Origin of the sequence: Streptomyces sp. NPDC002265 (assembly GCF_040296125.1) — a bacterium.
In the GTDB taxonomy this organism is placed as follows: domain Bacteria; phylum Actinomycetota; class Actinomycetes; order Streptomycetales; family Streptomycetaceae; genus Streptomyces.
Genome location: NZ_JBEOWS010000027.1, coordinates 1 through 26893, shown reverse-complemented (window position 1 = coordinate 26893; position 26893 = coordinate 1). Strand labels below are relative to the sequence as shown.

General features: G+C 70.9%; 25 protein-coding genes. 14 read left to right on the top strand and 11 right to left on the bottom strand.

All coding sequences use genetic code 11. The features are described 5' to 3' along the window. Positions 1–31: 31 nt before the first annotated feature. The 4 genes from ABT085_RS07675 to ABT085_RS07660 form a co-directional block, all read right to left on the bottom strand. On the bottom strand, positions 32–280 hold the full coding sequence (locus ABT085_RS07675; RefSeq protein WP_029384719.1) for an acyl carrier protein: 249 nt from the start codon (positions 278–280) through the stop codon (positions 32–34). 101 nt (positions 281–381) lie between these two features. Next, positions 382–1383 (bottom strand): ketoacyl-ACP synthase III, encoded by a 1002-nt coding sequence (locus tag ABT085_RS07670; protein ID WP_351603269.1) that lies wholly within the window; start codon positions 1381–1383, stop codon positions 382–384. Between the two features lie 22 nt (positions 1384–1405). Continuing rightward, entirely contained in the window at positions 1406–2326 is a 921-nt protein-coding gene (locus ABT085_RS07665; protein WP_351603267.1) for an ACP S-malonyltransferase, read from the bottom strand. A gap of 87 nt (positions 2327–2413) precedes the next feature. Continuing rightward, complete coding sequence (locus tag ABT085_RS07660) at positions 2414–3619, bottom strand: PucR family transcriptional regulator (RefSeq protein WP_351603265.1); 1206 nt, start codon at positions 3617–3619, stop codon at positions 2414–2416. 95 nt (positions 3620–3714) lie between these two features. Here ABT085_RS07660 and ABT085_RS07655 point away from each other — a divergent pair, with 95 nt between their 5' ends. Then, positions 3715–4371 carry a pirin family protein gene (locus ABT085_RS07655; RefSeq protein WP_351603308.1) on the top strand — a complete coding sequence of 219 codons (657 nt, stop codon included), beginning with the start codon at positions 3715–3717 and terminating at the stop codon, positions 4369–4371. A 42-nt stretch (positions 4372–4413) separates the two neighbouring features. Here ABT085_RS07655 and ABT085_RS07650 read toward each other — a convergent pair whose 3' ends face one another. Next, positions 4414–5235 carry a serine hydrolase domain-containing protein gene (locus ABT085_RS07650; protein WP_351603263.1) on the bottom strand — a complete coding sequence of 274 codons (822 nt, stop codon included), beginning with the start codon at positions 5233–5235 and terminating at the stop codon, positions 4414–4416. Between the two features lie 168 nt (positions 5236–5403). Here ABT085_RS07650 and ABT085_RS07645 point away from each other — a divergent pair, with 168 nt between their 5' ends. Continuing rightward, a complete protein-coding gene (locus tag ABT085_RS07645; protein ID WP_351603261.1) occupies positions 5404–5892 on the top strand; it encodes a MerR family transcriptional regulator in 489 nt (162 codons plus the stop codon). Beyond that, a complete protein-coding gene (locus tag ABT085_RS07640) occupies positions 5889–6905 on the top strand; it encodes an aldo/keto reductase (protein ID WP_351603259.1) in 1017 nt (338 codons plus the stop codon). Before ABT085_RS07645 ends, ABT085_RS07640 begins: the two co-directional genes overlap by 4 nt. Before the next feature lie 15 nt (positions 6906–6920). Here ABT085_RS07640 and ABT085_RS07635 read toward each other — a convergent pair whose 3' ends face one another. From ABT085_RS07635 to ABT085_RS07625, 3 genes are all read right to left on the bottom strand, one after another. Beyond that, positions 6921–7793, bottom strand: a complete 873-nt coding sequence (locus ABT085_RS07635) for a DUF4429 domain-containing protein (protein WP_351603257.1) — start codon at positions 7791–7793, stop codon at positions 6921–6923. 66 nt (positions 7794–7859) lie between these two features. Next, positions 7860–9077, bottom strand: a complete 1218-nt coding sequence (locus tag ABT085_RS07630) for an alpha/beta hydrolase (protein ID WP_351603255.1) — start codon at positions 9075–9077, stop codon at positions 7860–7862. Positions 9078–9204: 127 nt separating this feature from the next. Further along, positions 9205–9858, bottom strand: coding sequence for a TetR family transcriptional regulator (locus ABT085_RS07625; RefSeq protein WP_351603250.1), 654 nt, complete (start codon positions 9856–9858; stop codon positions 9205–9207). Between the two features lie 94 nt (positions 9859–9952). Between ABT085_RS07625 and ABT085_RS07620 the strand changes: the two genes are divergently transcribed. Together ABT085_RS07620 and ABT085_RS07615 are read left to right on the top strand one after the other, a co-directional pair. Then, the gene (locus tag ABT085_RS07620) at positions 9953–11578 is read left to right on the top strand and encodes an MFS transporter (RefSeq protein ID WP_351603248.1); all 1626 of its coding nucleotides are present in this window, start codon (positions 9953–9955) and stop codon (positions 11576–11578) included. A gap of 307 nt (positions 11579–11885) precedes the next feature. After that, a complete protein-coding gene (locus ABT085_RS07615) occupies positions 11886–12176 on the top strand; it encodes a small hydrophobic protein (RefSeq protein WP_351603306.1) in 291 nt (96 codons plus the stop codon). A gap of 106 nt (positions 12177–12282) precedes the next feature. On the opposite strand, the gene ABT085_RS07610 is transcribed toward ABT085_RS07615, so the two are convergent. Continuing rightward, the gene (locus ABT085_RS07610; RefSeq protein WP_351603246.1) at positions 12283–13050 is read right to left on the bottom strand and encodes a potassium channel family protein; all 768 of its coding nucleotides are present in this window, start codon (positions 13048–13050) and stop codon (positions 12283–12285) included. Between the two features lie 78 nt (positions 13051–13128). After that, entirely contained in the window at positions 13129–15861 is a 2733-nt protein-coding gene (aceE, locus tag ABT085_RS07605) for a pyruvate dehydrogenase (acetyl-transferring), homodimeric type (RefSeq protein WP_351603244.1), read from the bottom strand. A gap of 363 nt (positions 15862–16224) precedes the next feature. Here aceE and ABT085_RS07600 point away from each other — a divergent pair, with 363 nt between their 5' ends. The 6 genes from ABT085_RS07600 to ABT085_RS07575 all read left to right on the top strand — a co-directional run bounded on the left by ABT085_RS07600 (position 16225) and on the right by ABT085_RS07575 (position 20862). After that, entirely contained in the window at positions 16225–16662 is a 438-nt protein-coding gene (locus tag ABT085_RS07600; protein WP_162468281.1) for a DUF3052 family protein, read from the top strand. A 154-nt stretch (positions 16663–16816) separates the two neighbouring features. Next, complete coding sequence (locus ABT085_RS07595; RefSeq protein WP_351603242.1) at positions 16817–17275, top strand: peroxiredoxin; 459 nt, start codon at positions 16817–16819, stop codon at positions 17273–17275. A gap of 113 nt (positions 17276–17388) precedes the next feature. Further along, positions 17389–17964 carry a TerD family protein gene (locus ABT085_RS07590; protein ID WP_351603240.1) on the top strand — a complete coding sequence of 192 codons (576 nt, stop codon included), beginning with the start codon at positions 17389–17391 and terminating at the stop codon, positions 17962–17964. A 105-nt stretch (positions 17965–18069) separates the two neighbouring features. Further along, positions 18070–18645, top strand: coding sequence for a TerD family protein (locus ABT085_RS07585; RefSeq protein WP_351603238.1), 576 nt, complete (start codon positions 18070–18072; stop codon positions 18643–18645). A gap of 224 nt (positions 18646–18869) precedes the next feature. Next, entirely contained in the window at positions 18870–20015 is a 1146-nt protein-coding gene (locus tag ABT085_RS07580; protein WP_351603236.1) for a DUF475 domain-containing protein, read from the top strand. A 109-nt stretch (positions 20016–20124) separates the two neighbouring features. Next, on the top strand, positions 20125–20862 hold the full coding sequence (locus tag ABT085_RS07575; RefSeq protein ID WP_351603234.1) for a TerD family protein: 738 nt from the start codon (positions 20125–20127) through the stop codon (positions 20860–20862). Between the two features lie 170 nt (positions 20863–21032). Here ABT085_RS07575 and ABT085_RS07570 read toward each other — a convergent pair whose 3' ends face one another. After that, positions 21033–21836: a TerD family protein gene (locus ABT085_RS07570; protein ID WP_351603230.1), complete on the bottom strand. Its 804-nt coding sequence runs from the start codon at positions 21834–21836 to the stop codon at positions 21033–21035. 202 nt (positions 21837–22038) lie between these two features. Here ABT085_RS07570 and ABT085_RS07565 point away from each other — a divergent pair, with 202 nt between their 5' ends. The 3 genes from ABT085_RS07565 (at position 22039) to ABT085_RS07555 (ending at position 26573) form a co-directional block, all read left to right on the top strand. Beyond that, on the top strand, positions 22039–23205 hold the full coding sequence (locus ABT085_RS07565; protein ID WP_351603228.1) for an HpcH/HpaI aldolase/citrate lyase family protein: 1167 nt from the start codon (positions 22039–22041) through the stop codon (positions 23203–23205). Between the two features lie 72 nt (positions 23206–23277). Next, a complete protein-coding gene (locus tag ABT085_RS07560; RefSeq protein WP_351603226.1) occupies positions 23278–25767 on the top strand; it encodes a phosphoribosyltransferase in 2490 nt (829 codons plus the stop codon). Continuing rightward, a complete protein-coding gene (locus ABT085_RS07555; RefSeq protein ID WP_351603224.1) occupies positions 25767–26573 on the top strand; it encodes an HAD family hydrolase in 807 nt (268 codons plus the stop codon). Before ABT085_RS07560 ends, ABT085_RS07555 begins: the two co-directional genes overlap by 1 nt. The last annotated feature ends 320 nt before the right edge of the window (positions 26574–26893 follow it).

The following is a 26893-nucleotide window of genomic DNA, read 5'->3' as shown; positions in this document are numbered from 1 at the left end:
GGGGCCGGCAGCTCCCGGCCTAAGGGGTTGCTCAGGCCTGGTGCTTGAGGATGTATTCGGTCGCGTCACCGACGGTCTTGAGGTTCTTGACGTCCTCGTCCGGGATCTTGACGTCGAAGCGCTCTTCGGCGGCGACGACGACCTCGACCATGGACAGCGAGTCGACGTCCAGGTCGTCGGTGAAGGACTTGTCCAGCTGGACGTCCTCAACCGGGATCCCGGCGATCTCGTTCACGATCTCCGCGAGACCGGCGACGATCTCTTCCTGAGTGGCGGCCATGTCGGCGCTCCTTCGTAGATGTTCCAGAGGGTGTGGCTCCCACCGCGTGCGCGGCGGGTGTTGCGTTTCCCGTCCCGGATGCATGATCCGGCACGGAGTGCCTAGGGGAGGGTAACGACCGTCGCGGCGTACACGAGACCCGCCCCGAAGCCGATGACGAGCGCGGTGTCGCCGCTCTTCGCCTCGCCGGTCGCCAGGAGCCGCTCCATCGCGAGCGGGATCGAGGCGGCCGAGGTGTTGCCGGTGGTGCGCACGTCCCGGGCGACGGTGACGGTCTCCGGCAGCTTGAGTGTCTTCACCATCGAGTCGATGATCCGCTCGTTGGCCTGATGCGGGATGAAGACGTCCAGTTCGTCCGAGGTGATCCCGGCGGCCTCCAGCGCCTGCTGGGCGACCTTGGCCATCTCGAACACGGCCCAGCGGAACACCGCCTGGCCTTCCTGGGTGATCGCGGGGAACTTCTCGACCTCGCCGGTGCGGTAGTCCGTCCACGGCACGGTCTGCTTGATGGTCTCGGACTTGTCGCCCTCCGAGCCCCAGACGGTCGGGCCGATGGCCGGCTCCTTGGAGGGGCCCACGACGACCGCGCCCGCGCCGTCACCGAACAGGAAGGCGGTGGCCCGGTCCTCCAGATCGGTCAGGTCGGACAGCCGCTCGACCCCGATGACCAGGACGTACTCCGCCGAACCCTCGACGATCATGCCCTTGGCGAGGGTCAGGCCGTAGCCGAAGCCCGCGCAGCCGGCCGAGATGTCGAAGGCGGCGGCCTTGGCGGTGCCCAGCTTGTGGGCGATCTCGGTGGCGACGGCCGGGGTCTGCTTGAAGTGCGAGACGGTCGAGACGACGACGGCGCCGATCTGCTCGGCGGAGATCCCGGCGTCGGCGATCGCCTTGCCGGAGGCCTCGACGGACATCGCGGCGACGGTCTCCTCGTCGCTCGCCCAGTGCCGCGTCTCGATGCCGGAGCGCGAGCGGATCCACTCGTCGGACGAGTCGATCGTCTCGAGGATCACCTCGTTCGGCACGATCCGGGTGGGACGGTAGCCGCCCACGCCGAGGATGCGCGCGTACGGGGCGCCCTTGCTGGGCTTGATCTTCGACATGATCGGTCGGCTCCTCGGGTCGTCAGGCATGCTCGGCGATGAGTTCGCGAGCCGCGTCCAGGTCGTCGGGGGTCTTCAGGGCCAGCGTCGTGACGCCGGGCAGCGCGCGCTTGGCCAGACCGGTCAGCGTGCCGCCGGGGCACACCTCGATCAGCGCGGTCGCGCCGAGCTCCTTGAAGGTCTCCATGCACAGGTCCCAGCGGACCGGGTTGGCGACCTGGCCGACCAGCCGGGCGACGACCTCGTCGCCGGTGGCGACGGTCCGTCCGTCCTTGTTGGAGACGTACACGACCTTCGGGTCGGCGGGCACGAGCTCCTTCGCGGCCTCGGCCAGCTTCTCGACCGCGGGTCCCATGTGGTGCGTGTGGAAGGCGCCGGCCACCTTCAGCGCGACGACCCGGCGTACGCCCTCGGGCTTGTCCGCCTCCAGCGCCGCGAGCTGCTCCAGCGTGCCCGCGGCCACGATCTGGCCCGCGCCGTTGACGTTGGCCGCGGTCAGGCCCAGCTTCTCCAGATGCGGGACGGTCACCTCGGGGTCGCCGCCGAGCAGCGCCGACATGCCGGTCTCGGTGATCGCGGCGGCCTCGGCCATGGCCAGGCCGCGCTTGCGCACGAGGCTCAGCGCGGTGGTGTCGTCGAGGACGCCCGCGAAGGCCGCGGCGGTGATCTCGCCGACGCTGTGGCCCGCGACCGCGCCCGGGGCGATGTCCGTGACGGCACCCAGTGCCGAGGCGGACAGCAGTCCGGCGGCGACCAGGAGCGGCTGCGCGACAGCCGTGTCCCGGATCGCGTCCGCGTCGGCCTGCGTGCCGTAGTGGGCGAGGTCCAGCCCGATGGCGTCCGACCACGCGGCGAGGCGGTCGGCGAATCCGGGCAGTTCGAGCCAGGGGGTCAGGAAGCCGGGCGTCTGAGCGCCCTGGCCGGGAGCGACGAGTACGAGCACTCTCACACTCTCTCTTGGGGACGGCCACGGCCGCCCGTGGGGACAGGGACGAAGAACAGCAGGGGGTTTTGTAGGCCTTCGACAAACCTAGGTCTGGGGATCTCCATCGACCAGACGCCCCAGGATCAGCGCGATCCGCAGTGTGAACGCGGATCGTACATCGGATGGCGACCAGCCGGTGACGTCCGTCACACGTCGGAGCCGGTAGCGCACGGTGTTGGGGTGCACGAACAGCATCCGGGCGGCACCCTCCAGGCTGCTCGCCTGCTCCAGATAGACACTGAGCGTCTCCAGCAGCGCGGAGCCGGCCTCCTCCAGCGGTCTGTAGATCTCCTCCACCAGCTGCTCGCGCGCGCCGGGGTCGCCGGCGATCGCGCGCTCCGGGAGCAGATCGTCCGCCAGCACCGGACGCGGGGCGTCCTGCCAGGCGGAACACGCCTTCAGCCCCGCCGCGGCGGCCTGCGCGGACCGGGTTCCGGCCAGCAGGTCGGGGACGACGGGACCGGCCACGACCGGCCCCTGGGCGAACGGCCCGATCAGCGACTTGGCCACCGCGAGGGGGTTGTCGCTGCCACCGGCGATCACCACGAGCCGGCTGCCCAGCACCCCGGTGAGCACCTGGAGCTTGGCGTGCCGGGCGGCCCGCCGGATGGCCTCCACGGTCAGTTCGGAGTCGCCGTCCGGGGCGGTCCCCAGCACCACGCACACATGCTCCGGCGCGTTCCAGCCCAGCGCGGCGGCCCTGCTCACCGCGCCCTCGTCGGCCTCCCCGCTGAGCACGGCGTTGACGACGAGCGACTCCAGCCGCGCGTCCCAGGCACCGCGTGCCTCGGCGGCCTGGGCGTAGACCTGGGCGGTGGCGAAGGCGATCTCGCGGGCGTAGACGAGCAGCGCCTCGCGCAGCACGCGCTCGTCCCCCGGGGCCGCGACCTCGTCGATCGCGCTCTCCATGACCTCGATGGTGGTGCGCACCATCTCGACGGTCTGGCGCAGGGTGATGGCCCGGGTCAGCTCGCGCGGCGCGGTGCCGAACACGTCGGTGGAGATGGCCTGGGGGGCGTCGGGATGCCGGAACCACTCGGTGAAGGCGGCGATACCGGCCTGCGCGACGAGCCCGATCCAGGAGCGGTTCTCCGGGGGCATGGCCCGGTACCACGGCAGCGTCTCGTCCATCCGGGCGATGGCCTGGACGGCGAGGGTCCCGGCGGACTTCTCCAGCCGCTTCAGGGTCGCGGCGTGCGTCTGGACGTCGTGCGCTGCGCTGGGGGACTTGCTGGTTTCGGGTTCGGGCACGGGACAAGACTGCCTTATCGGGACGCCGACGTGTGCCGCCGGGTCGCGCGCGCGGTCCGCGGCGGGTCCCCCGCGGGGCTACCGTGGTGGTCGTGATGGACGTACGGCGCGCAGGCGAGCGCTACCGCGGAGGGGATCCGCGGGCCGGGATCGACTCCCGGCACGCCTTCTCCTTCGGCCCCCACTACGACCCCGGCAACCTCCGCTTCGGCGCGGTGATCGCCTGCAACGAGGAGCGCCTCGCCCCGGGCGCCGGCTTCGACGAGCACCCGCACAGTCATACGGAGATCGTGACGTGGGTGGTCGAGGGCGAGCTGACCCACCGCGACTCCCTCGGCCGCGAGATGGTGGTGCGCGCCGGGGACGTCCAGCGCCTGAGCGCGGCCTCCGGTGTCCGGCACGTGGAGCGCAACGACGCCGCCGTCCCGCTGACCTTCGTCCAGATGTGGCTGGCCCCGCGCGAACCGGGCGGTGATCCGGTCTACGAGATCGTCCGGGGCATCGCCGACTCCACCCCCTACGCGGTCCCGGAGGCGGCCGCGATGCTGCACGTACGGCGGCTGGTGGCGGGGGAGCGGACGGCGGTACCGGACGCGGCCCATGTGTACGTCCATGTCGTACGCGGCGCGGTGCGGCTGGACGGCGCGGAGCTGGCGGCGGGGGACGCGGCGCGGATCACCGACGCGAAGGACCTGGAGGCGGTGGGGGTGACGGCGGCGGAGCTGCTGCTGTGGGAGATGGCGGCGGCCTGACCGGGCGGCCCGCCGCCCTGCCTCCCGGCCGGACCCCGCGGGTCAGCGGGCGAGTTCGGCGAGCACCGCGTCGGTGAAGGGCGGCCACGCCTCGACGGCCCAGGGCCCGAAGGCGCGGTCGGCCAGGGCGGTGCACGCGAGCCGCGCGTCCGGGTCGATCCACAGGAACGTCCCCGACTGCCCGAAGTGCCCGAACGTCCGCGGCGAGGACGAAGCGCCCGTCCAGTGCGGCGACTTGGTGTTCCGGATCTCGAAGCCGAGGCCCCAGTCGTTGGGGTTCTGGTGGCCGTAGCCCGGCACGACGCCCTTCGTGCCCGGGTACTGCACGGTCATCGCCTCGGCGACGGTCCGCGGGTCGAGCAGCCGCGGCGCCTGCACCTCCGCGGCGAACCGCAGCAGGTCCGTCACCGTCGACACCCCGTCCTTCGCCGGGGAGCCGTCGAGGCTGGTGTCCGTCATGCCGAGCGGCTCCAGCACCGCCTGGTGCAGATACTCGGCGAACGGGATGTCCGTCGCCTTGGCGATGTGCTCCCCGAGCACCTCGAAGCCCGCGTTGGAGTACAGCCGCCGCTCCCCGGGCGCCGACATCACCCGGTGCTCGTCGAACGCCAGCCCCGAGGTGTGGGCGAGCAGATGACGGACCGTCGAGCCCGCGGGGCCGGCCGGCTCGTCGAACTCGATCGCCCCCTCCTCGTACGCGACGAGCGCGGCGTAGGCGGCGAGCGGCTTGGTGACCGAGGCCAGCGGGAAACGCCGCCCGGCGGGTCCATGGGTCCCCAGGACCGTGCCGTCGGCCCGTACGACACCCGCCGCAGCGGTGGGAACCGGCCAGTTCTCGATCATTGCCAAGCTGTTCAGGGGCATGGTCCAGAGCCTAAGCGGCTCACGGGAGCAGCTCCGTCAAGGGGTCGGGCTTGGCACGGCGCACGAGACCCATGCACGGCACGCCGGTCGGCGTGATCACGCCATGCTCCTTGTTTTCCGGCCTTTCCGTTTGCCTGGAGTGCACTCGAAGGTCATAGCTTGGGGGTCATGACGGTGATGCACACCACGCCCGCGGCCACCGAACAAGCTCCTGCCCCCACGGACATCTGCTCCACCCCGCCGCCCAGCCGGTATCCACGCCCCGACGGCCGGGACCGCTACACGATCAGCGAGGTCGTCGCGTTCACCGGTCTGACCGCACACACCCTGCGCTGGTACGAGCGGATCGGTCTGATGTCGCACATCGACCGTTCGCACACCGGCCAGCGCCGCTACAGCAACCGGGACCTGGACTGGCTCGACCTCGTCGGCAAGCTGCGGCTGACCGGCATGCCGGTCGCCGACATGGTCCGGTACGCGGAGCTGGTGCGCGAGGGCGAGAGCACCTACGGCGAGCGGCGCGACCTCCTGGAGGCGACCCGGCGGGACGTCCGGGCCCGGATCGCCGAACTGCGGGACACGCTCGCCGTGCTCGACCGGAAGATCAACTTCTATACGGACGCCGGAGGCGTCCGCGAAACGGAGCGCGCAGGATGACGGACGGCAGGATACGGACCGTGCGGCTCGGCGGGAGCGGTCCCGAGGTCGGCGTCCAGGGACTCGGCTGCATGGGCATGAGCTGGGCGTACGGCGCACCCGACGTGAAGGAGTCGCGCGCCGCCCTGGAGCGTGCACTGGAACTGGGCGTCACTCTCTACGACACCGCCGAGGGTTACGGCGACGGGGACAACGAGCGGTTCCTCGCGCCGTTCTTCGAGGCGCACCGGGACGAGGTCGTGATCGCGACCAAGTTCGGCGTCCGGGTGCCGCCCGAGGACCGCAGCAGGCGGATCGTCCGGGGCGATGCGGCATACGTCCGCCAGGCCGCGGAGGGCAGTCTCGGGCGTCTCGGCGTCGATGTCATCGACCTCTACTACATGCACCGGCGCGATGTGAACGTGCCGATCGAGGAGACCGTCGGCGCGATGGCCGAGCTGGTGAGCGCGGGCAAGGTGCGCCACCTCGGTCTGAGCGAGGTCACGGCCGACGAGCTGCGCGCCGCGCAGGCCGTGCACCCCATCGCCGCGGTGCAGTCGGAGTGGTCGCTGTTCAGCCGGGACATCGAGGCCCGGGTGGTGCCGGCCGCCGCCGAGCTGGGCGTGGCCCTGGTGCCCTACTCGCCGCTCGGCCGCGGCTTCCTCACCGGGACGTTCGCCGACGCGGCCAAGGAGCTGTCCGACGACGACGTCCGCCGTACGATGCCCCGCTTCAGCGGGGAGAACGCGGTGGCGAACGCGGCCCTCCTGGAGCCGCTGCGCACGGTCGCCGAGGCCCATGGCGTCTCCCTCGCGCAGATCGCCCTGGCCTGGGTGCAGCAGCGTTCGGCGGTGCACGGTCTGCCGGTCGTGCAGATCCCGGGTACGACCAGACGCCGCAGGGTGGAGGAGAACGTGGCGGCGACCCGGGTCGTCCTGACGGAGCAGGAGCTGGCCCTGCTGGAGCCCATCGCCGGCCAGGTGGCGGGCACCCGGTACCCGGACATGTCGTTCTCCTCCGCCGGGCGCGAGTAGCCGGTCCCCGGGGCGTCAGAACTCCGCGAGCAGCTCCGCCTTCTTCACCGAGAACTCCTCGTCCGTCAGCAGCCCGGCCCGGTGCAGCTCGCCGAGATGACGGATCCGTTCGGCGATGTCGGCGGGGTCACGGCGCGGCGCCGGGACGCCGAGCGCGGCCGCGGGTACGGCAGGCGCGGCCGCCGGCCCGCCGGCCCGCACCGCGGCCAGCACGGCCGCGGCGAACGGCAGCGACTCGTGCACCGGTCCGTACCCCAGGCCGAACACCACCGCGGCCGGGTCCTGGTCGGCCTGCGCGGCCTGCTGCTCGGCCGGGTCCCGCAGCAGCAGCCGCAGATGCCCCTCGAAGACCTCGGGGGAGCGCCACTCGACCCCGGCGAGGCCGGTGACCGGGAAACTCTGGTCGCCGGCCTTCCACTTCGCCGAGGACGCGCCCGTCCAGAACCAGCGGAAGGCCACCGTCCGGCCGTCGAAGGACGCCTTCGCGTCGTACGCCTTGAACTGCCGGGGCGCCTCGGGCGCGGGCACCAGATGGCGCTCGGCCGGGCCGGACTCGGTCAGCAGGGCGCGCAGTTCGTCGGCGTAGTACTCGGCGAGCGTCGCGCGCTCGGCCGGCAGTACCAGCCGGTAGGGGTCGGCGCCCTCCTTGAGCTGCCCGTCGGCCGCCTCCATCAACGGGTCGGCGCCCGGCCGGGGCTCGGCCCGCAGGACGACCGTGCCGCGCTTGCCGGGAGTGAGGGTCACCGCCTCGATCGCCGCGAGCGGGACGCGCCGTTCGCCCAGCGCCTGGAAGAGCTTCGGTGTGCGGATCCCCCGTTCGTAGCGGATGAGCACGGAGTCGGACTCGAACTCCCAGGCGGCATGAAATCCGGCCAGTACGTCACCCATGCGGCTCATCGTATGCGGCACGAGCTCCTCCGTCGCCTCCCCGGGCAGACCGCGATTTCTACGTCTCTACGCGCGTTCTGCCGCTGCCTTGCCGGGCAGGCCCGCCCGGCACCCCTTGTCCTGCTGGGCGCACCGCACCGCCCCGTACGCGCCCGTGCCGATGTCGGCGAGGTTGCGCAGGCTGTCCGTGCCCGGCTCGAAATAGCCGCTGTGCCCCTGTGCGTCATGCGCCGACAGCACCCGGGCGCCGAACGCGGGGGAGACCGGGTCGGCGCCGTGGCCGAGGCCCCCGACCTCCAGGTGCGGTACGTCCTGCACCCAGTCGCTCGCGTCCCGCATCGCCCACACCCGGGCGGAGGTGCCCAGGTGGGCGACGCTCGGCACCCGCATCCCGGGGCTGGCGGCCACGGCTATGTCGACCACCCGGCGGGGCATGTCGCGCGCGGCGACCCCGCACAGCACGGAGCCGTAGCTGTGACAGAACATGGCGACCGGCGTGGTGCCGGGCAGCGCGCGCAGCAGCGCGTTCAGCCGGACGGCGCCGTCCTCGGCGCGCATCGCGGTGGCCGAGTCGATGCCGAGTCCGGCGGGGGCCGTGTAGTCGGCCCAGGCGATCACCGCGGTACGGACCGCGGGGCGCACGGACCGCTCGGCGCGGTGGAGGGACTTGGCCATGCCGACGGGCGCCGAGTACCTGCGGTTGGTGCGCTGGAAGGTGAGCAGGTCGGTGTCGACACCGGGGACGACGACCGAGATCCGCTCGGCCCTGGCGAGATCCCCGAACACCTCGGCGGCGCGGCCGGAGCTCTCCGGGTCGAAGGCGAGGATCTGGCGGCCGCCGCTCATCATCGACTCGAAGCGGTGCATCCTGCGCCCCGCCTCCTGCTGACCCGCCGGGCTGAGCCGGCTGTCGTGCATGCGCGCCCGCTCGACCTCGCGGGCCTGCCCGAGCGCGACCCGGTTGGCGCGGTAACGCAGCCGGACCGGGGCGCCGTTCATGTTGCCGACCGCGAGCGGGTAGCGGGTCGCGAGCTCGTTGCGCTCGCGCGGGGTGAGCGAGGCGAAGAACCGGGACAGCCGGGCGGGCGCCGTGTGCGGGTCGGGCAGCCGGTGTCCGCCGACGCGGCCGTGCTCCCAGGCCGTCAGGGAGGCCTGGAGGGCGGTCGCCTCCCGCTGCTGGCGCAGAGCCGTCCAGCCGGTGGTCGCCAGCATCACGAACACGACGGCCAGTGCGAGCAGCGCGCGCCAGACGTTGAGTTGCGGGGAGGAGCCGAAGGAAGTCACTGGGAGGACACACTAGGAGAACGAGAGGGCCACGCGTTAACCGAGTGACAGGGATCACGTTTCGATGGCGGTGACGATGCTCGCAGGGGCCCTCGGGTGCCACCGGAGCACGGTCGCGGCCCGGTTCTCAGGTGAGGTCTGCGGGGGTTCGCCAGTGTCCGGTGAGTGCCACGCCGACCTGGTCGAGGTAGCGGGCCGTCAGCTCCCGGATCGCCCGCGGGCTGAAGTCCTCGCCCGTGCTCCACTGGCGTTCCGTCACCCGGATCACCCCGCCGAAGACGGCCACCGCGAGGCGGGGCCGCGGATCGGTGTCCAGGTCGAGTCCCTCGCGCTCGGCCAGCACGCGCGCGATGCGCTCCTCCGTCTCCGCGGAGCGGCGCAGATGGGCGGCGAGCAGAGCGGGCGTCGACTCGATGGTCCGGTACATCCGTACGTACAGCTCGACCGGTACGACGGCCTCGATCACCTCGCTGAGCCGGTCCCAGTCCTCCAGCAGCGCGTTGCGCAGGGCCTCCATGGGAGCCTCCCTCGGCGGCCGCGCCGCCACCGACGCGACGAAGTGCGCCTCCGCCGTCTCCTGGACGGCGAACGCCGCGTCCTCCTTGCCGGCGAAGTAGCGGAAGAAGGTGCGCTGCGAGACCTCGGCGGCCTCGGCGATGTCGTCGACGGTGGTCTGTTCGTAACCGCGGCCGGTGAACAGGTCGAGGGCGGCCCGCAGCAGCGCCTCCCGGGTGCGCTGCTTCTTGCGCTCGCGCAGTCCGGGCGGTGGTGCGGTGTCCATGGGGTCTCTCCTGCCTGTTCGGGACGCGGCGTGACAGTTACCGACTTGTGAACTGGTTTGTCAATTGTCAGTGGCTGTCACTAGCCTCGAAGGCATGACTAGTCAGACCACCATCGACACGACGGGGCCGGGGGACAAGGCACCGGCCGCCACCCCGTCCGGTCCGGCCCCGGAGGCCGCCGGACTGCGCGGGCACCCGTGGCTCACCCTCATAACCGTCGCCGTCGGCGTCATGATGGTGGCCCTCGACGGCACCATCGTGGCCATCGCCAACCCGGCGATCCAGAAGGACCTCGGCGCCACCTTCGCCCAGGTCCAGTGGATCACCAACGGCTACTTCCTCGCCCTCGCGGTCTCCCTGATCACCGCGGGCAAGCTCGGCGACCGCTTCGGCCACCGGCAGACCTTCCTCATCGGCGTCGTCGGCTTCGCCGCCGCCTCGGGCGCCATCGGCCTGTCCGACAGCATCGCGCTCGTCGTCACCTTCCGCGTCTTCCAGGGTCTGTTCGGCGCGCTGCTGATGCCGGCCGCGCTGGGCCTGCTGCGGGCCACCTTCCCGGCCGAGAAGCTCAACATGGCCATCGGCATCTGGGGCATGGTCATCGGCGCCTCCACCGCCGGCGGCCCGATCCTCGGCGGCGTGCTGGTCGAGCACGTCAGCTGGCAGTCGGTGTTCTTCATCAACGTGCCGGTCGGCGTCGTCGCGCTCGTGCTGGGCGCCCTGATCCTGCTCGACCACCGGGCCGAGAACGCCCCGCGCTCCTTCGACCTGCTGGGCATCGCGCTGCTCTCCGGCGCGATGTTCTGCCTGGTCTGGGCGCTCATCAAGGCTCCGACGTGGGGCTGGGGCGACGGCCTGACCTGGGCCTTCATCGGCGGCTCGGCCGTGCTCTTCGCGGCGTTCGCCTTCTGGGAGACGAAGGTCGCGGAGCCCCTCATCCCGCTGGCGCTGTTCCGCTCGGTCCCGCTGTCGGCGGGCGTGGTCCTGATGGTCCTGATGGCCATCGCGTTCATGGGCGGCCTGTTCTTCGTGACGTTCTACCTCCAGAACGTGCACGGCATGAGCCCGATCGACGCCGGCCTGCACCTGCTGCCGCTGACCGGCATGATGATCGTAGGCTCGCCGCTGGCCGGCCTTGCGATCACCAAGCTGGGCCCGCGGATCCCGCTGGCCGGCGGCATGGCGGCCACCGCGATCGCCATGTACGGCATGTCCACGCTGGAGACGGACACCGGCAGCGGCATCATGTCGCTCTGGTTCGCCCTGCTGGGCTTCGGCCTCGCGCCGGTCATGGTCGGCGCCACGGAGGTCATCGTCGGCAACGCCCCGATGGAGCTCTCCGGTGTCGTCGGCGGTCTCCAGCAGGCCGCGATGCAGATCGGCGGCAGCCTCGGCACCGCCGTCCTCGGTGCGGTCATGGCGTCGAAGGTGGACAGCGACCTCGCCGGCAACTGGAAGGCCGCCGGTCTGCCGCCGCTCACCCCCGCCCAGCTGGACCAGGCCGCCGAGGCGGTCCAGGTCGGTGTGGCGCCGGTGGCCCCGGGCACCCCGGCGGCGATCGTCGCGAAGATCACGGATGTCGCGCACGACACCTTCATCTCCGGTATGAGCCTGGCGTCCCTCGTCGCCGCCGGTGTCGCGGTGGTGGCGGTCTTCGTCGCCTTCCTCACCAAGCGCGGCGAGAACGCCGAAGCGGGTATGGGAGGCGCTCACATCTGACGGGAGTCTGACGGCGTTTTCACCGTAATTCCCCTATGAGGGTGACAACGCCGGAGAATCCTGTCCGCCGGCACGCGTCGCACGTAACAGTGGGTCAAGTCCTCCGGTACGGCATGTTCCACAGGCATGTCCGTACGGCAAAGAGGACGGCCGGGCTGCGGCGCGCTGCCGGAGGGGGGCAGCGCGCCGAGGCCCGCGGGCCGTCGACTCGACGGCCCGCGGGCCGATGACTTGGCGGCCCGATCGGGGGTACCCGCACCTCCGAACCCCGATGCACATTCAACTGATCCCGGGGTTCTGGGAGTTGATGATGGCGGGCTTCGGACAGCGAACACGCGGATACCCCCGCTCGCGCGGCCGGATGGGGCTGCGGACCGGGACGGACCGCGCGACCCTGGCAATCATCGGAGTCGTCTGCGCGATCGCGGGCTTCTTCGCCCTGGGGATCCTCCTCGGTCCCGCGGCGGTCGTCTGCGGCTGGCTCGCCATGGGACGCACCTGGTCCGGTGCCCGGCCGACCCCGGCCCTGGTCGCCCTGGTGCTGGGTGCCATAGACACCCTCATGGCGATCCTGTGGCTCGCGGGCGGCGGACTGTAGCCGCGCCGCGGCGAGACCGGACGCGCCGGAGGGCGGGCACGGCGGCACCCCGCGAACCCGGGTGCGCACCCACCCCTCCGGTGCACCGCCGGTCCCCGCCCGCGGCTCAGCGCGTCTGTTCGCCGCCCACCGGCTCCCGTACGGCCCCCGCCCGGGACGACAGTGCCGCCACCTCCGCGCGCAGGGCCCGCACCTCCTCGGTCAACCGCTCGATCGCCTCCGTCTGGCGCCGCTCCTCCACGTCGTCCTTCTCGAACCGGGCGATGAACCACGCGGCGATGTTCGCGGTGACCACACCCAGCAGGGCGATCCCGGACAGCATCAGCCCGACGGCCAGCACCCGGCCCATCCCGGTGGTCGGCGCGTGGTCCCCGTACCCGACAGTCGTCATCGTCGTGAAGGACCACCACACGGCGTCACCCAGCGTGCGGATGTTCCCGTTGGGCGAGTCCCGCTCCACCGACAGCACGGCCAGCGAGCCGAACATCAGCAGCCCGACGACCGCCCCGCCCACATAGGTCGTCAGCCGGATCTGGGAGGCCATCCGCGCCCGCCGGCCCACCAGCATCAAGGTCGCCACCAGCCGCAGCAGCCGCAGCGGCTGGAGGATCGGCAGCACCACCGCGCCCAGGTCCAGCCAGTGCGTGCGGACGAACTCCCGGCGGTGCCCGGACATCGCCAGGCGCACCAGATAGTCCGCGGCGAACGCCCCCCACACCGTCCACTCGGTCACCGTGCACGCGATCGTCAGCGTGCGTCCGGCCGAACTGTCCACGATCGGCACGGCATAGGCGAGGGCGAACACCACGGCGAGGGCCAGCAGCGGCCGCTGGGTGCGCTGCTCCCAGCGGACCTGTCCCGATTGTTCCTCCATGAGCGCATCGTAAAGAACGCGTAAGGGCGGCGGGACCGATGGGTCCCGCCGCCCTCACGCGCGCTCAGGCGCACGGAGTCACGCGTCGCCCCCGGCCGTCCCCGGATCCGCCGCCGCCACGTCGAGCAACTGGTACCGGTCGACGGCCTGCTTCAGGACCGAGCGGTCGACCCTGCCCTCGCGCGCCAGCTCGGTCAGCACCGCGACCACGATCGACGGCGCGTCGATGTGGAAGAACCGGCGGGCCGCGCCACGGGTGTCGGCGAACCCGAACCCGTCCGCGCCCAGCGACTGGTAGGTCCCCGGCACCCAACGGGAGATCTGGTCCGGAACCGAACGCATCCAGTCGGAAACCGCCACGAACGGCCCCTCGGCGGTGCTCAGCTTCCGTGTCACATACGGCACCCGCTGCTCCTCCTCCGGGTGCAGCAGGTTGTGCCGCTCGACCTCCACGGCCTCGCGCCGCAGTTCGTTGAAGGAGGTCGCCGACCACACGTCGGCGCGCACGTTCCACTCCTCGGCCAGCATCCGCTGTGCCTCCAGGGCCCAGGGCACCGCCACGCCCGACGCGATGATCTGCGCCGGGACCGTGCCCGCGCTGCCCGAGGCGATCCGGTGGATGCCCTTGAGGATGCCGTCCACGTCGACGTCCGCGGGCTCCGCCGGATGCTGGATCGGCTCGTTGTAGACGGTGAGGTAGTAGAAGACGTCCTCGCTGTCGGGGCCGTACATCCGGCGCAGGCCGTCCTGCACGATGTACGCGATCTCGTACCCGTAGGCCGGGTCGTACGCGACGCAGCCGGGGTTCGTCGAGGCCAGCAGCTGCGAGTGGCCGTCCGCGTGCTGGAGTCCCTCACCGGTCAGGGTCGTGCGTCCGGCGGTCGCGCCCAGGACGAAACCGCGCGCCAGCTGGTCGGCCATCTGCCAGAACTGGTCGCCGGTGCGCTGGAAGCCGAACATCGAGTAGAAGACGTAGACCGGGATGAGCGGCTCGCCGTGGGTCGCGTAGGCCGAGCCGGCCGCGATCAGGGAGGCCGTGCAGCCCGCCTCGGAGATGCCGTCGTGCAGCATCTGTCCGGTGGGCGACTCCTTGTAGGCGAGCAGCAGGTCACGGTCGACGGACTCGTACTGCTGGCCGAGCGGGTTGTAGATCTTCGCGCTCGGGAAGAACGAGTCCATGCCGAACGTGCGGTACTCGTCCGGCGCGATCAGCACGAAACGCCTGCCGATCTCCTTGTCCCGCATCAGGTCCTTCAGCAGTCGCACGAACGCCATGGTCGTGGCGATCGACTGCTGGCCGGAGCCCTTCTTCACGGTCGCGTAGGTCTTGTCGTCCGGCAGGACCAGCGGCCTGGCGCGCACCACCCGGGTCGGCACGTACCCGCCGAGCCCCCTGCGCCGGTCGTGCATGTACTGGATCTCCTCCGAGTCGCGGCCCGGGTGGTAGTACGGCGGCAGGCCGGACTCCAGCTCCTGGTCGGAGATCGGCAGGTGCAGCCGGTCGCGGAAGCCCTTGAGGTCGGCGACCGTCAGCTTCTTCATCTGGTGCGTGGCGTTGCGGCCCTCGAAGTTCGGGCCCAGCGTCCAGCCCTTGACGGTCTTGGCGAGGATGACCGTGGGCTGGTCCCGGTGCTCGACGGCGGCCTTGAACGCGGCGTAGATCTTCCGGTGGTCGTGACCGCCGCGGCCCAGGTGCAGGATCTGATCGTCGGTCATGTGCTCGACCATGGCGCGCAGCCGCTGGTCGTCGCCGAAGAAGTGGTTGCGGATGTACCCGCCCGACTCGGTGGCGTACGTCTGGAACTGGCCGTCCGGAGTCGTGTTCATCTTGTTGACCAGGATCCCGTCGCGGTCCTGGGCGAGCAGCGGGTCCCAGGTCCGGTCCCAGATCAGCTTGATCACGTTCCAGCCGGCGCCCCGGAAGACCGACTCCAGCTCCTGGATGACCTTGCCGTTGCCGCGCACCGGGCCGTCGAGCCGCTGAAGGTTGCAGTTGACCACGAAGGTCAGGTTGTCCAGGCCCTCGCGGGCGGCGATGGTCAGCTGGCCCAGCGACTCCGGCTCGTCCATCTCGCCGTCGCCGAGGAACGCCCACACGTGCGACCTGGAGGTGTCGGCGATCCCGCGCGCGTGCATGTAGCGGTTCATCCGGGCCTGGAAGATCGCGCCGATCGGGCCGAGGCCCATCGACACGGTCGGGAACTCCCAGAAGTTTGGCATCAGCCGCGGATGCGGGTACGAGGACAGTCCGTAGGGCGCCCTGGACTTCTCCTGGCGGAACGCGTCCAGGTTGCGCTCGCTGAGGCGGTCCAGCAGGTAGGCGCGGGCGTAGATGCCGGGGGAGGCGTGGCCCTGGAAGAAGACCTGGTCGCCGCCGTCCCCCTCGTCCTTGCCCCGGAAGAAGTGGTTGAAGCCGACGTCGTAGAGCGAGGCGGAGGAGGCGAAGGTGGCGATGTGGCCGCCGACGCCGATGCCCGGCCGCTGGGCCCGCGAGACCATCACGGCCGCGTTCCAGCGGGTCGCGTTGAGGATCCTGCGCTCGATCTCCTCGTTGCCGGGGAAGAACGGTTCGGCCCGGGTGGGGATGGTGTTGACGTAGTCCGAGCTGCGCATCTCGGGCACGGCCACGCGCTTCTCGCGGGCCCGCTCGATCAGCCGGAGCATGAGGTACCGGGCACGCTCCCGGCCGCGCTCGTCGATGGCCGCGTCCAGGGAGTCGAGCCACTCCTTGGTCTCTTCGGGATCGAAGTCAGGAACCTGACTCGGAAGGCCGCCAATGATGATCGGGTTTCGATCGGATCCGGAAGCCACGCTGGTCCTTACCTGTCAGAGGGCTGCTTTTGCTGTTCTTTCCCGGGTTCTCGGTCTGTCTGCGCCGCTCCCCATCGTGTACCTCGGTGCGACAAACGTCATCTCTACCGAGGGGTAACCCGGATCTGTGTCACTTCCCCCTGATTCCCAAAGTGGCAAAAGGGGCACAAGGGTGTGGTGTGGGTCACTTCCGGCCGCTGCGGCGTGCCTGGAGTTGGGGCGACACGGCCCGGATCGTCACCGTTTCGGCGGTCTGAACCGCCGGGTACTTGCGCGATCCGCCCCGCCCGTGTGGACTACGGCCAATGCTTCGCGCACGCGCGTGGCTGAGATATTCACCAAGACATGATCAGGAGGCAACCCGTGAGCGCGACCGCGGACCACGCGGAGGAGCGGACGAGCCCTGCCGTCAGGCTGGGGTTCCAGCCCGAGCAGGTGGTCCAGGAGATCGGCTACGACGACGACGTAGACCAGGAACTCCGCGAGGCCATTGAAGAAGTTGTCGGCAGCGACCTGGTGGACGAGGACTACGACGACGTAGCCGATGCCGTGGTGCTGTGGTTCCGCGACGAGGACGGCGACCTGACCGATGTGCTGGTGGACGCCACCACGTACATCGAAGAGGGCGGCGCGATCCTGCTTCTCACGCCGAAGACCGGACGTGATGGCTACGTGGAGCCGAGCGACATCTCGGAAGCCGCGACGACGGCGGGGCTGTCGGCCTCCAAGAGCGTCAGCGTGGGCAAGGACTGGATCGGCAGCCGGCTGCTGACCCCGAAGGCGGCCAAGACCAAGAAGTAGGTCCTCTCCCACCCCGGACGGGTCGGCGGTGAAGGTCGGCCGGCCCGTCCGCAGTTTCGTCGTGCCCGATGCGTAGGCTGGGCTCAGCGCTCTCAGTGTTCTCGGCGTTGTCAGCGCTCTCACCCGAGCAGCCCACCGAAAGGGAAGCACGACGATGGCGATCCAGGTCGGCGACAAGGCCCCCGACTTCGAGCTCAAGGACAACCACGGCAGCGCCGTGAAGCTCTCCGACTTCCTCGGCAGCAAGAACGTGGTCCTGCTCTTCTACCCGTTCGCCTTCACCGGCGTCTGCACCGGTGAGCTGTGCGAGCTGCGTGACAACCTGCCGCAGTTCGCCGACCGCGACACCCAGCTGCTCGCGGTCTCCAACGACTCCATCCACACCCTGCGCGTCTTCGCCGAGCAGGAGGGCCTGGAGTACCCGCTGCTGTCCGACTTCTGGCCGCACGGCGAGGTCTCGCGCGCCTACGGCGTCTTCGCCGAGGACAAGGGCTGCGCGGTGCGCGGCACCTTCGTCATCGACAAGGCGGGCGTGGTGCGCTGGACCGTCGTCAACGCCCTGCCGGACGCGCGCGACCTGAACGACTACGTCAAGGCGCTCGACACCCTGTGACGGTTCGGTTCCACGGACTGCAAGGTGCGGGAACCCGTCACTAGGATCGAGTCGTTGATCCGATGCCAGAGCACGCAGGGGCTCCCCGCCCCCCGGACACCAATGGAGGACTCGTGGGAGTCAGCCTCAGCAAGGGCGGCAACGTTTCGCTGACGAAGGAGGCCCCCGGCCTGACGGCGGTCGTCGTCGGCCTGGGGTGGGACGTGCGCACCACCACCGGTACGGACTTCGACCTGGACGCCAGCGCGCTGCTGCTGAACACGGCGGGCAAGGTCGCCAGCGACGCGAACTTCGTCTTCTTCAACAACCTCAAGAGCGCCGACGGCTCGGTGGAGCACACCGGTGACAACCTCACCGGTGAGGGCGAGGGCGACGACGAGGCGATCAAGGTCGACCTGGCGAGCGTCCCGGCCGATGTCGACAAGATCGTCTTCCCGGTCTCGATCTACGACGCGGAGAACCGCCAGCAGTCCTTCGGCCAGGTGCGCAACGCGTTCATCCGCGTGGTGAACCAGGCCGGCGGCGCCGAGATCGCCCGTTACGACCTGTCCGAGGACGCCTCGACGGAGACCGCGATGGTCTTCGGCGAGCTGTACCGCAACGGCGCGGAGTGGAAGTTCCGTGCCATCGGCCAGGGCTACGCCTCGGGTCTGCGCGGCATCGCGCAGGACTTCGGCGTCAACGTCTGAGACCTGGTCCCGAACCAGGACGTCCGTCCGGCGCCGTCCCGTTTACGGGCGGCGCCGGACGCGCAGGACAACCGAACAAGCAAGACCTAGGGGAGGACCAGCAACATGGGCGTCACGCTTGCCAAGGGGGGCAACGTCTCCCTGTCCAAGGCCGCGCCGAACCTCACACAGGTGATGGTCGGGCTCGGCTGGGACGCACGCTCCACCACCGGAGCCCCTTTCGACCTCGACGCCAGCGCGCTGCTGTGCAAGGACGGAAGAGTTCTGGGCGACGAGTGGTTCGTGTTCTACAACCAGCTCACCAGTCCGGACGGCTCGGTGGAGCACACGGGCGACAATCTCACCGGTGAGGGCGAGGGCGACGACGAGTCGATCCTCGTGGACCTCTCCCGGGTGCCCGCGAACTGCGACAAGATCGTTTTTCCGGTGTCGATCCACATGGCCGACGAACGCGGCCAGACTTTCGGCCAGGTCAGCAATGCGTTCATCCGCGTCGCCAATCAGGCCGACGGCCAGGAACTGGCCCGTTACGACCTCTCCGAGGACGCCTCGACGGAAACCGCGATGATCTTCGGCGAGCTCTACCGCTACCAGGGCGAATGGAAGTTCCGGGCGGTCGGGCAGGGGTACGCGTCGGGTCTGCGGGGCATCGCCCTGGACTTCGGGGTCAACGTCTCGTAAAGCGATGTCGGCGAGGTCCCGTCGAGCGATTCGGCGGGCGGTCCGGGCCCGTCACCCGGCGGACCTCGGCTCTTCAGGCAAGGCACATGGGCCCGCCCGTGTTGTCCGCAGAGCTCTCCCTCTAGACTTCGGGGTCAACACTTCGTAAAGCCGAGTGTGGCGCGGGGGAGGCGCTTCCCCGGACTCCGTCCGGGACGTTCCCCTCACACAGGATTGGGTAGCCAGTGCTTCTGAAAACCTTCGGCTGGTCGTTCGCGGTCACCGCGCTCGGCTTGGTCGCAGCGGTCTTCTACGGGGGGTGGGAGGCTTTCGGCATCGTGGCGATCCTCTCCGTCCTGGAGATCTCGCTGTCGTTCGACAACGCGGTGGTCAACGCCGGAATCCTGAAGAAGATGAATGCCTTCTGGCAAAAGATCTTCCTCACGGTCGGCGTGCTGATCGCCGTCTTCGGGATGCGGCTGGTCTTTCCCGTCGTCATCGTCGCCATCACCGCCAAGATCGGGCCGATCGACGCGGTCGACCTCGCGCTCAACAACAAGGACCAGTACCAGCAGCTGGTCACCGACGCCCACCCGGCGATCGCCGCCTTCGGCGGAATGTTCCTGCTGATGATCTTCCTCGACTTCATCTTCGAGGACCGTGACATCCAGTGGCTGCGCTGGATCGAGCGGCCGCTGGCCAAGCTCGGCAAGGTCGACATGCTGTCGGTCTGCATCGCCCTGGTCGTTCTGCTGATCACCTCCTTCACCTTCGCGGCCCACGCCCACCAGCACGGCGGCGCGCATGTCGACAAGGCGCAGACGGTGCTCATCGCGGGCATCGCCGGTCTGATCACGTACATGGTCGTCGGCGGGCTCTCCGGCTACTTCGAGGACAAGCTGGAGGAAGAGGAGGAGCGCGAGCACGAGGCGGAGGAGGAGGCCGAGCGGACCGGCAAGAAGAAGCCGGCCATCGTGCTCGCCGGCCAGGCCGCGTTCTTCATGTTCCTCTACCTGGAGGTCCTGGACGCGTCGTTCTCCTTCGACGGTGTGATCGGCGCCTTCGCCATCACCAACGACATCGTGCTGATGGCCCTCGGCCTCGGTATCGGCGCGATGTACGTCCGCTCGCTCACGGTCTACCTGGTCCGCCAGGGCACCCTCGACGACTACGTCTACCTGGAGCACGGCGCGCACTACGCGATCGGCGCGCTGGCCGTGATCCTCATGGTCACCATCCAGTACGAGATCAACGAGGTCATCACCGGTCTCGTCGGCGTCGTCCTGATCGCCCTGTCCTTCTGGTCCTCCGTGCGGCGCAACCGGGCCCTGGCAGCGGCAGAGGGAAAAGCGGGCTCGGACGAGAAGGCTGAGGTCTCGTCCGGGGTGTGACCACGGGGCGGGTCAGGGAACGCTCTGTGCGGGGCGGCAGGCGAGAGATGTCCGCCGGCCGCCCCGCGGGCTTTTCGGGTGTGGGTGAAGGTGGGGGTGGGGGCGGGGCATGGGCTTCTTCGACGGGCTCTGGCGCGGGCGTGCGCTCGAATTCGACTCGGGCAGCGCGGCGAGCAACGCGATCGAGCTGACCAAACGGCATCACTACGTCTCCCTGACCAAGCAGGGAGCGGCCACCGGCAACCTGCGCATCAACCTGACCTGGCGGATGCGGACCTCCGACTTCGGCGGCAACCAGCGCGAGAGCCTGCTGCGGCACCCCTTCAAGGCGCTCAAGCCCCCGGAGGTCGTCGGCCACAGCCAGAGCATGGTCAACGTCGACCTCGACCTGGGCTGCCTGTACGAGCTGAAGGACGGCACCAAGGGTGTCGTCCAGCCGCTCGGCGGCTACCTGGGCGACGTCAACGCCCCGCCGTACGTGAAGCTCAGCGGTGACGACCGCTTCGGCTCGGCGTCCGGCGAGACCATCTACATCAACCTCGACCACCGCGACGACATCAAGCGTCTACTGGTGTTCGTCTACATATACGACCAGACGCCCGCCTTCGACCGTACCCACGCCATCGTCACCCTGTACCCGAGCAACGGACCGCGGATCGAGATCGGCCTGGACGAACGCCACCCGCAGGCCCGCTCGTGCGCGGTGGTGATGATCGAGAACGTCAAGGGCGAGCTGATCGTCCGGCGCGAGGTGAAGTTCGTCTACGGCTTCCAGGCCGAACTGGACCGGTTGTACGGCTGGGGACTGCAGTGGGGGCGGGGCTACAAGACGAAGGTCGACGGCTGACGCCCGGTCCCGCCGCCCGGGCCCCGGGCGGATCCGGCGGCCGGTCGGCTGTCGTCGGCGCGGCCCCCAGAGGCGCCCGGACGGCCTGACCGGCCCCAGGCCGGGTCAGGCGCGGTGTGGCGCCAGGCATCCCCGCGCAGGCCCGCACAGGACTGGCGGGCGCGGTGCCGTCAGCGGCCGATGAACTGCGGGCCCTGCGGAGGCAGCCGCAACTCCCCGGCCGCGGCCGGGGCGGCCGGGACGGGCTGGGGATAGCCGTACGCGGGCTGGCTGGTCGGATGCGGGTAGCCGTAGGCCGGCTGGACCGTCGCGGGCGGCTGCGGATAGCCGTAGGCGGGCTGGACGGGGACGTTCGCGGGCTGCTCCGGCGGCAGCGGCTGGGAGGTGGTGGGGGGCGGCGGCTGGACGGACTGCGACTCCTGGACGGCCTCCGCCTCGTCCACGGAGATGCCGAAGTCGGTCGCCAGACCCTTGAGCCCGTTCGAGTAGCCCTCGCCCAGCGCCCGGAACTTCCAGCCGTCCCCGCGCCGGTAGAGCTCGCCGCAGATCAGCGCGGTCTCCTCACCGGTCTCCGGCTTGATGTCGAAATAGGCCAGCGGCTCGCCCTCGGCGACCGAGGCGTCGTACAGCACGATGCGCAGTGACCGTACGCGATCGAACGTGACGCCGTCCGCCGAAGCGACCAGCAGAATCTGGCCGACGCTGGGCTCGACACCGACGAGATCTGTCTGGATCGTATCGGTGAGGCCCTCGGCCACCCGCTTCTTGCCGAGCCGCCAGACCTTCCCGGAGGGGTGCCGGGGCTGGTTGTAGAAGACGAAGTCCTCGTCGGAGCGCACCCGACCGTCGGGGCCCAGGAGCAGCGCGGAGACGTCCACGTCGGGGGCGCCCTGTCCGGGCGTCCAGCGCAGCACGGCGCGCACCGTCGTGGCCTCGAGCGGGACGTTCGACCCCTTCAGCATCGCGTGCGTCATGCGGTCATCCTGCCCTCTCGGTCCTGATCACGACAATGTGGGGGTGAAACCGGGCATGGTGACCCACTGTGTTTGTCGGCGTTACCTGAACTTCACGCCCGGAGGGAACCTCCTTCTCGGATCCCTACGTACTATTACCGGCCACACGTAGACACTTCACAGGCCACATTCATGCGCCGTTCCGTCACCATGGGGGAGCTCAATGCGTCATTTCGGGCACATCGCCCCTGAGGTGCGGAAGCGCCTCTTCGTCCAGGAGCCGTGCGAGTTCACCACGGACTCCCCGGCCCGGCTGCTGTCCGCGGCCCTGGGGGCCACGCTCTACAGTCCGGCGACCCGCCCGCGGCTCGCCGACGACATCGTCAAGCAGGCCGAACGCGGCGTGGTCTCGATGGTGCTGTGCCTGGAGGACTCGATCGCCGACGCGGACGTCGAGCAGGGCGAGGCGAACCTCGTCCGCCAGTTCGCCGACCTCGACGCGCGCACCGGCGTAGACTTGCCGCTGCTGTTCATCCGGGTCCGTACCCCCGAGCAGATCCCCGACCTGGTCCGCCGCCTCGGCCCCACCGTCCGGCGGCTGTCCGGGTTCGTCATGCCGAAGTTCACCGAGCAGCGCGGTGTCCCCTTCCTGGAGGCGCTCGCCGCGGCGGAGTCGGCGAGCGGCCGCCGCCTGTTCGCGATGCCGGTGCTGGAGTCGCCCGAGCTGCTGTACCGCGAGTCGCGCGTCGACACCCTCGAGGGCATCGCCCGCGCCGTCGACAAGTTCCGCGACCGGGTGCTCGCGCTGCGCCTGGGCGTGACCGACTTCTGCTCCTCCTACGGCCTGCGCCGGGCCCCCGACATGACGGCGTACGACGTCCAGATCGTCGCCTCCGTGATCTCCGACGTGGTGAACATGCTGGGCCGCGCCGACGGCACCGGCTTCACGGTGACCGGGCCGGTGTGGGAGTACTTCCGCGTCCCGGAGCGCATGTTCAAGCCGATGCTGCGGCACAGCCCCTTCCTGGAGGGACAGGCCGTCGAGCTGCGCGAGATACTCATAGAGCACGCCATGGACGGACTGCTGCGGGAGATCTCCCTGGACCAGGCCAACGGCCTGCTCGGCAAGACCTGCATCCACCCCTCCCACGTACCGGCCGTGCACGCACTGTCCGTGGTCAGCCACGAGGAGTTCAGCGACGCGGCGGACATCCTGCGGCCCGAGCGCGGCGGCGGGGGTGTGCTGCGGTCGGCGTACACGAACAAGATGAACGAGGTGAAGCCGCACCGCGCCTGGGCCGAGCGGACCATGCTGCGCGCGGAGGTCTTCGGCGTGGCGCACGAGGACGTCAGCTTCGTGGACCTGCTCGCCGCAGTCATCACCGGCTGAGCCGGCCCGCAACCCGACCGCCGAGCCCGACCGACGAACCCGACCGACGAACCGGCTACACACAAGGGACGCATGAACAACGCAGTGAACGACGGGGTCTGGTCCGGAACCTGGGTCGCCGAACGGCTCGGTCTCGAACTGGTGGGCGACGACCGGCTGGACGACCTGCTGGGGCTGGCCCTGCGCCGCAACCCCAGGCGGGCCCATCTGCTGGTGTCGAACGTGCTCGGCAAACACGTGCCGCAGACCCCGTCCGTCGTCTACGGCCACGGCTTCGACCTCGGCCGCCGGGTGCGCGACCTGCTCGGCGACGAGGAGGCGGCCCGGGCGGTCGTCCTCGGCTACGCGGAGACCGCCACCGGCCTCGGCCACTGTGTCGCCGACGGTCTGGGCCTCGCCCCCTACCTGCACTCCACCCGCCGTCCGGTCCCCGGCGTGGACCGGGCGGGCGGCTTCGAGGAGTCCCACTCGCACGCCACCTCCCATCTGCTGCTGCCCGAGGACCCCGCGCTGCTGCGCGGCGACGGCCCGCTGGTCCTGGTCGACGACGAGTTCTCCACCGGCAACACGGTCCTGAACACCATCCGTGACCTGCACGGGCGCTATCCGCGCCGGCGCTACGTCGTGGTCGCGCTCGTCGACATGCGCTCGGCCGCCGACGCGGGCCGGCTGACGGACTTCGCCGCGGAGATCGGCGCCCGGGTCGACCTGGTGGCGGTCGCCTCCGGGACCGTCCGGCTGCCCGAGGGCGTGCTGGAGAAGGGGCAGGCGCTGGTGGCCCGGCACGAGTCCGCCGCACCGGCCGCCCCGGCCCCGGACGGCCGGGTCGAGCGCGTCGACCTGGACTGGCCGCGCGCCGTGCCCGACGGCGGACGGCACGGCTTCACCCCCGACCACCGTGCCCGGCTGGAGGCCGCCCTGCCCGCGATGGCGGTCCGGCTCGCCGAGGCGATACCCGGCGACGCCCGGCGCGTCCTCGTCCTCGGCTTCGAAGAGCTGATGTACGCACCGCTCCGGCTGGCCCGCGAACTCGAACAGGCCGTGGCCGCCGACGTGCGCTACTCCACCACCACCCGTTCGCCCGTCCTGGCCGTCGACGACCCCGGCTACGCGATACGCAGCCGCCTGGTCTTCCCCGCCCACGACGACCCGGCCGACGGCCCCGGCGAGCGCTACGCCTACAACGTGGCCGGCGCGGGCTTCGACGCGGTCGTGGCGGTCGTGGACTCGGCCGCCGACACCCCGCAACTGCACGCCCCCGACGGCCTGCTCGCCCAGCTCGCCGCGCACGCCCCGCACGTCCTGCTCGCGGTCGTGCCCTCGTACGTCCCCGAACCGCCGCACGTACCCGAAAGGCCCGCCATGCTGCCCGAGCCCCTTCGCGGCCCCGCCTTCTCCTCGTACGCGCCGGAGGAGGTGGGCTGGCTGCTCCAGGACCTCTCGGACGTCACTCTGGAGGCGCCGACCGAGGAGCGCGAGGAGGCCATCCAGAGCGGCGGCGCCCACTACGCCGAGTCGCTGCCGGTGGAGTACCAGCCCAGCGAGCACTACCAGGAGCTCTTCCACGCGGCGCTCGCCACCTCGGCGGCCCGGATCGCCCACGCCGTCGGCGTGGTCACCGAGACCGTGCTCGCGGAGCGCTCCCCGGACCGGACCGCGGCCCGCTCCGGCGAGGACACCCCCGCGGCCCGCCCGGTCCTGGTCTCGCTGGCCCGCGCGGGCACGCCGGTCGGCGTCCTGATGCGCCGCTGGGCCCAGTTCCGCTACGGCCTCGAACTGCCGCACTACGCCGTGTCGATCGTGCGCGGCCGGGGCATCGACGCCAACGCGCTGCGCTGGCTGGCCGCCCACCACGACCCCGCCGACGTGGTCTTCGTCGACGGCTGGACCGGCAAGGGCGCCATCACCCGCGAACTCGCCGACGCCATCAAGGAGTTCGAGGAGTCCGACGGCATCACCGGCTTCGACCCGGAGATCGCGGTGCTGGCCGACCCGGGCTCGTGCGTGCGCACCTACGGCACCCGGGAGGACTACCTCATCCCCTCCGCCTGCCTCAACTCGACCGTCTCGGGCCTGATCTCGCGGACGGTGCTGCGCGCGGACCTGGTGGGCCCGCACGACTTCCACGGCGCGAAGTTCTACCGCGAACTCGCCGGTACGGACGTCTCGGTGGACTTCCTCGACACGGTCGCCGCGCGCTTCGGCGAGGTGGTCGACGCGGTGGACGTGGCGGTCAAGGAGCTGCTGTCCGCCGACCGGACCCCGACCTGGGAGGGCTGGGCGGCCGTCGAGCGGATCAGCGAGGAGTACGGCATCCACGACGTCAACCTCGTCAAGCCCGGCGTCGGCGAGACCACCCGGGTGCTGCTGCGCCGGGTGCCGTGGAAGATCCTGGCCCGCGCCGGGGCGGGCGCCGACCTCGACCACGTACGCCTGCTGGCCGAGCAGAGAGGCGTGCCCGTCGAGGAGGTCGACGAACTCCCCTACACCTGTGTGGGCTTGATCCACCCCAAGTACACCCGCGGCGCGACCGGTGCCGACGGCAAGGCGGTGGCGGTCTGATGCCGGTGCTGGTTGCGAGCGACCTCGACCGTACGCTCATCTACTCCGCGGCGGCGCTCGCGCTGACCATGCCCGACGCGCGGGCCCCGCGGCTGCTGTGCGTGGAGGTGCACGAGAACAAGCCGCTGTCGTACATGACGGAGACGGCGGCCGCGCTGCTCACCGAGCTGGGTGACACGGCGGTGTTCGTGCCGACCACCACCCGGACCCGCAAGCAGTACCTGCGCATCAACCTGCCGGGCCCGGCGCCGACGTACGCGATCTGCGCCAACGGCGGTCATCTGCTGGTGGACGGCGTGTCGGATCCGGACTGGCACGCGCAGGTCACCGCGCGGCTGGCCGACGAGTGCGCGCCGCTGGCCCAGGTGCAGGAGCACCTCGCGCGCTCGGCGGATCCGGTCTGGCTGCGCAAGCAGCGCGTCGCCGAGGACCTGTTCGCCTATCTGGTCGTCGAGCGTGAACTGCTGCCCGAGGAGTGGGTGAAGGAGCTCGCGGCCTGGACGGAGAACCTCGGCTGGACGGTGTCGCTCCAGGGCCGCAAGATCTACGCGGTGCCGAAGCCGCTCACCAAGAGCGCGGCCGTGCGCGAGGTCGTGCGCCGCACCGGCGCCGACCTCACCCTCGCCGCGGGCGACTCCCTGCTCGACGCGGACCTGCTGCTGGCGGCGGACCGGGGCTGGCGGCCCGGCCACGGCGAACTGGCCGACGACGACTGGACGGCCCCCGCGGTCACCGCGCTGCCCGAGCGTGGTGTGCTGGCGGGCGAACGCATCCTGCGGGAGTTCCTGCGCGCCACCCGCGGCTGAACGAGAGCCGCCGCTGCAGGCACCGCGCGGCGCCTACAGCGGCGGCGCGGTGCCGCACAGCGGCGGCATGGTGCCCCGTACGGCGGGGCGAGGCGGGCGCCTACAGCGGCGGCGCGGTGCCGTTTCGGGGCGCGAGGCGGTGCCGTACGGCGGCGGCACGTTGCCCCGTACAGCGGCGTGAGGCGGTGTCTACGGCGGGGCGAGGCGGTGCCGTACGGCGGCGCGCTCGCCCGCTCCGTCACGGAGCCTCACTTCTTCCCCCCGGGGTCTCACAGCGCCCCACAGGGCCCCACAAGCGCCCCACGAGGGCCCCGCAGGGC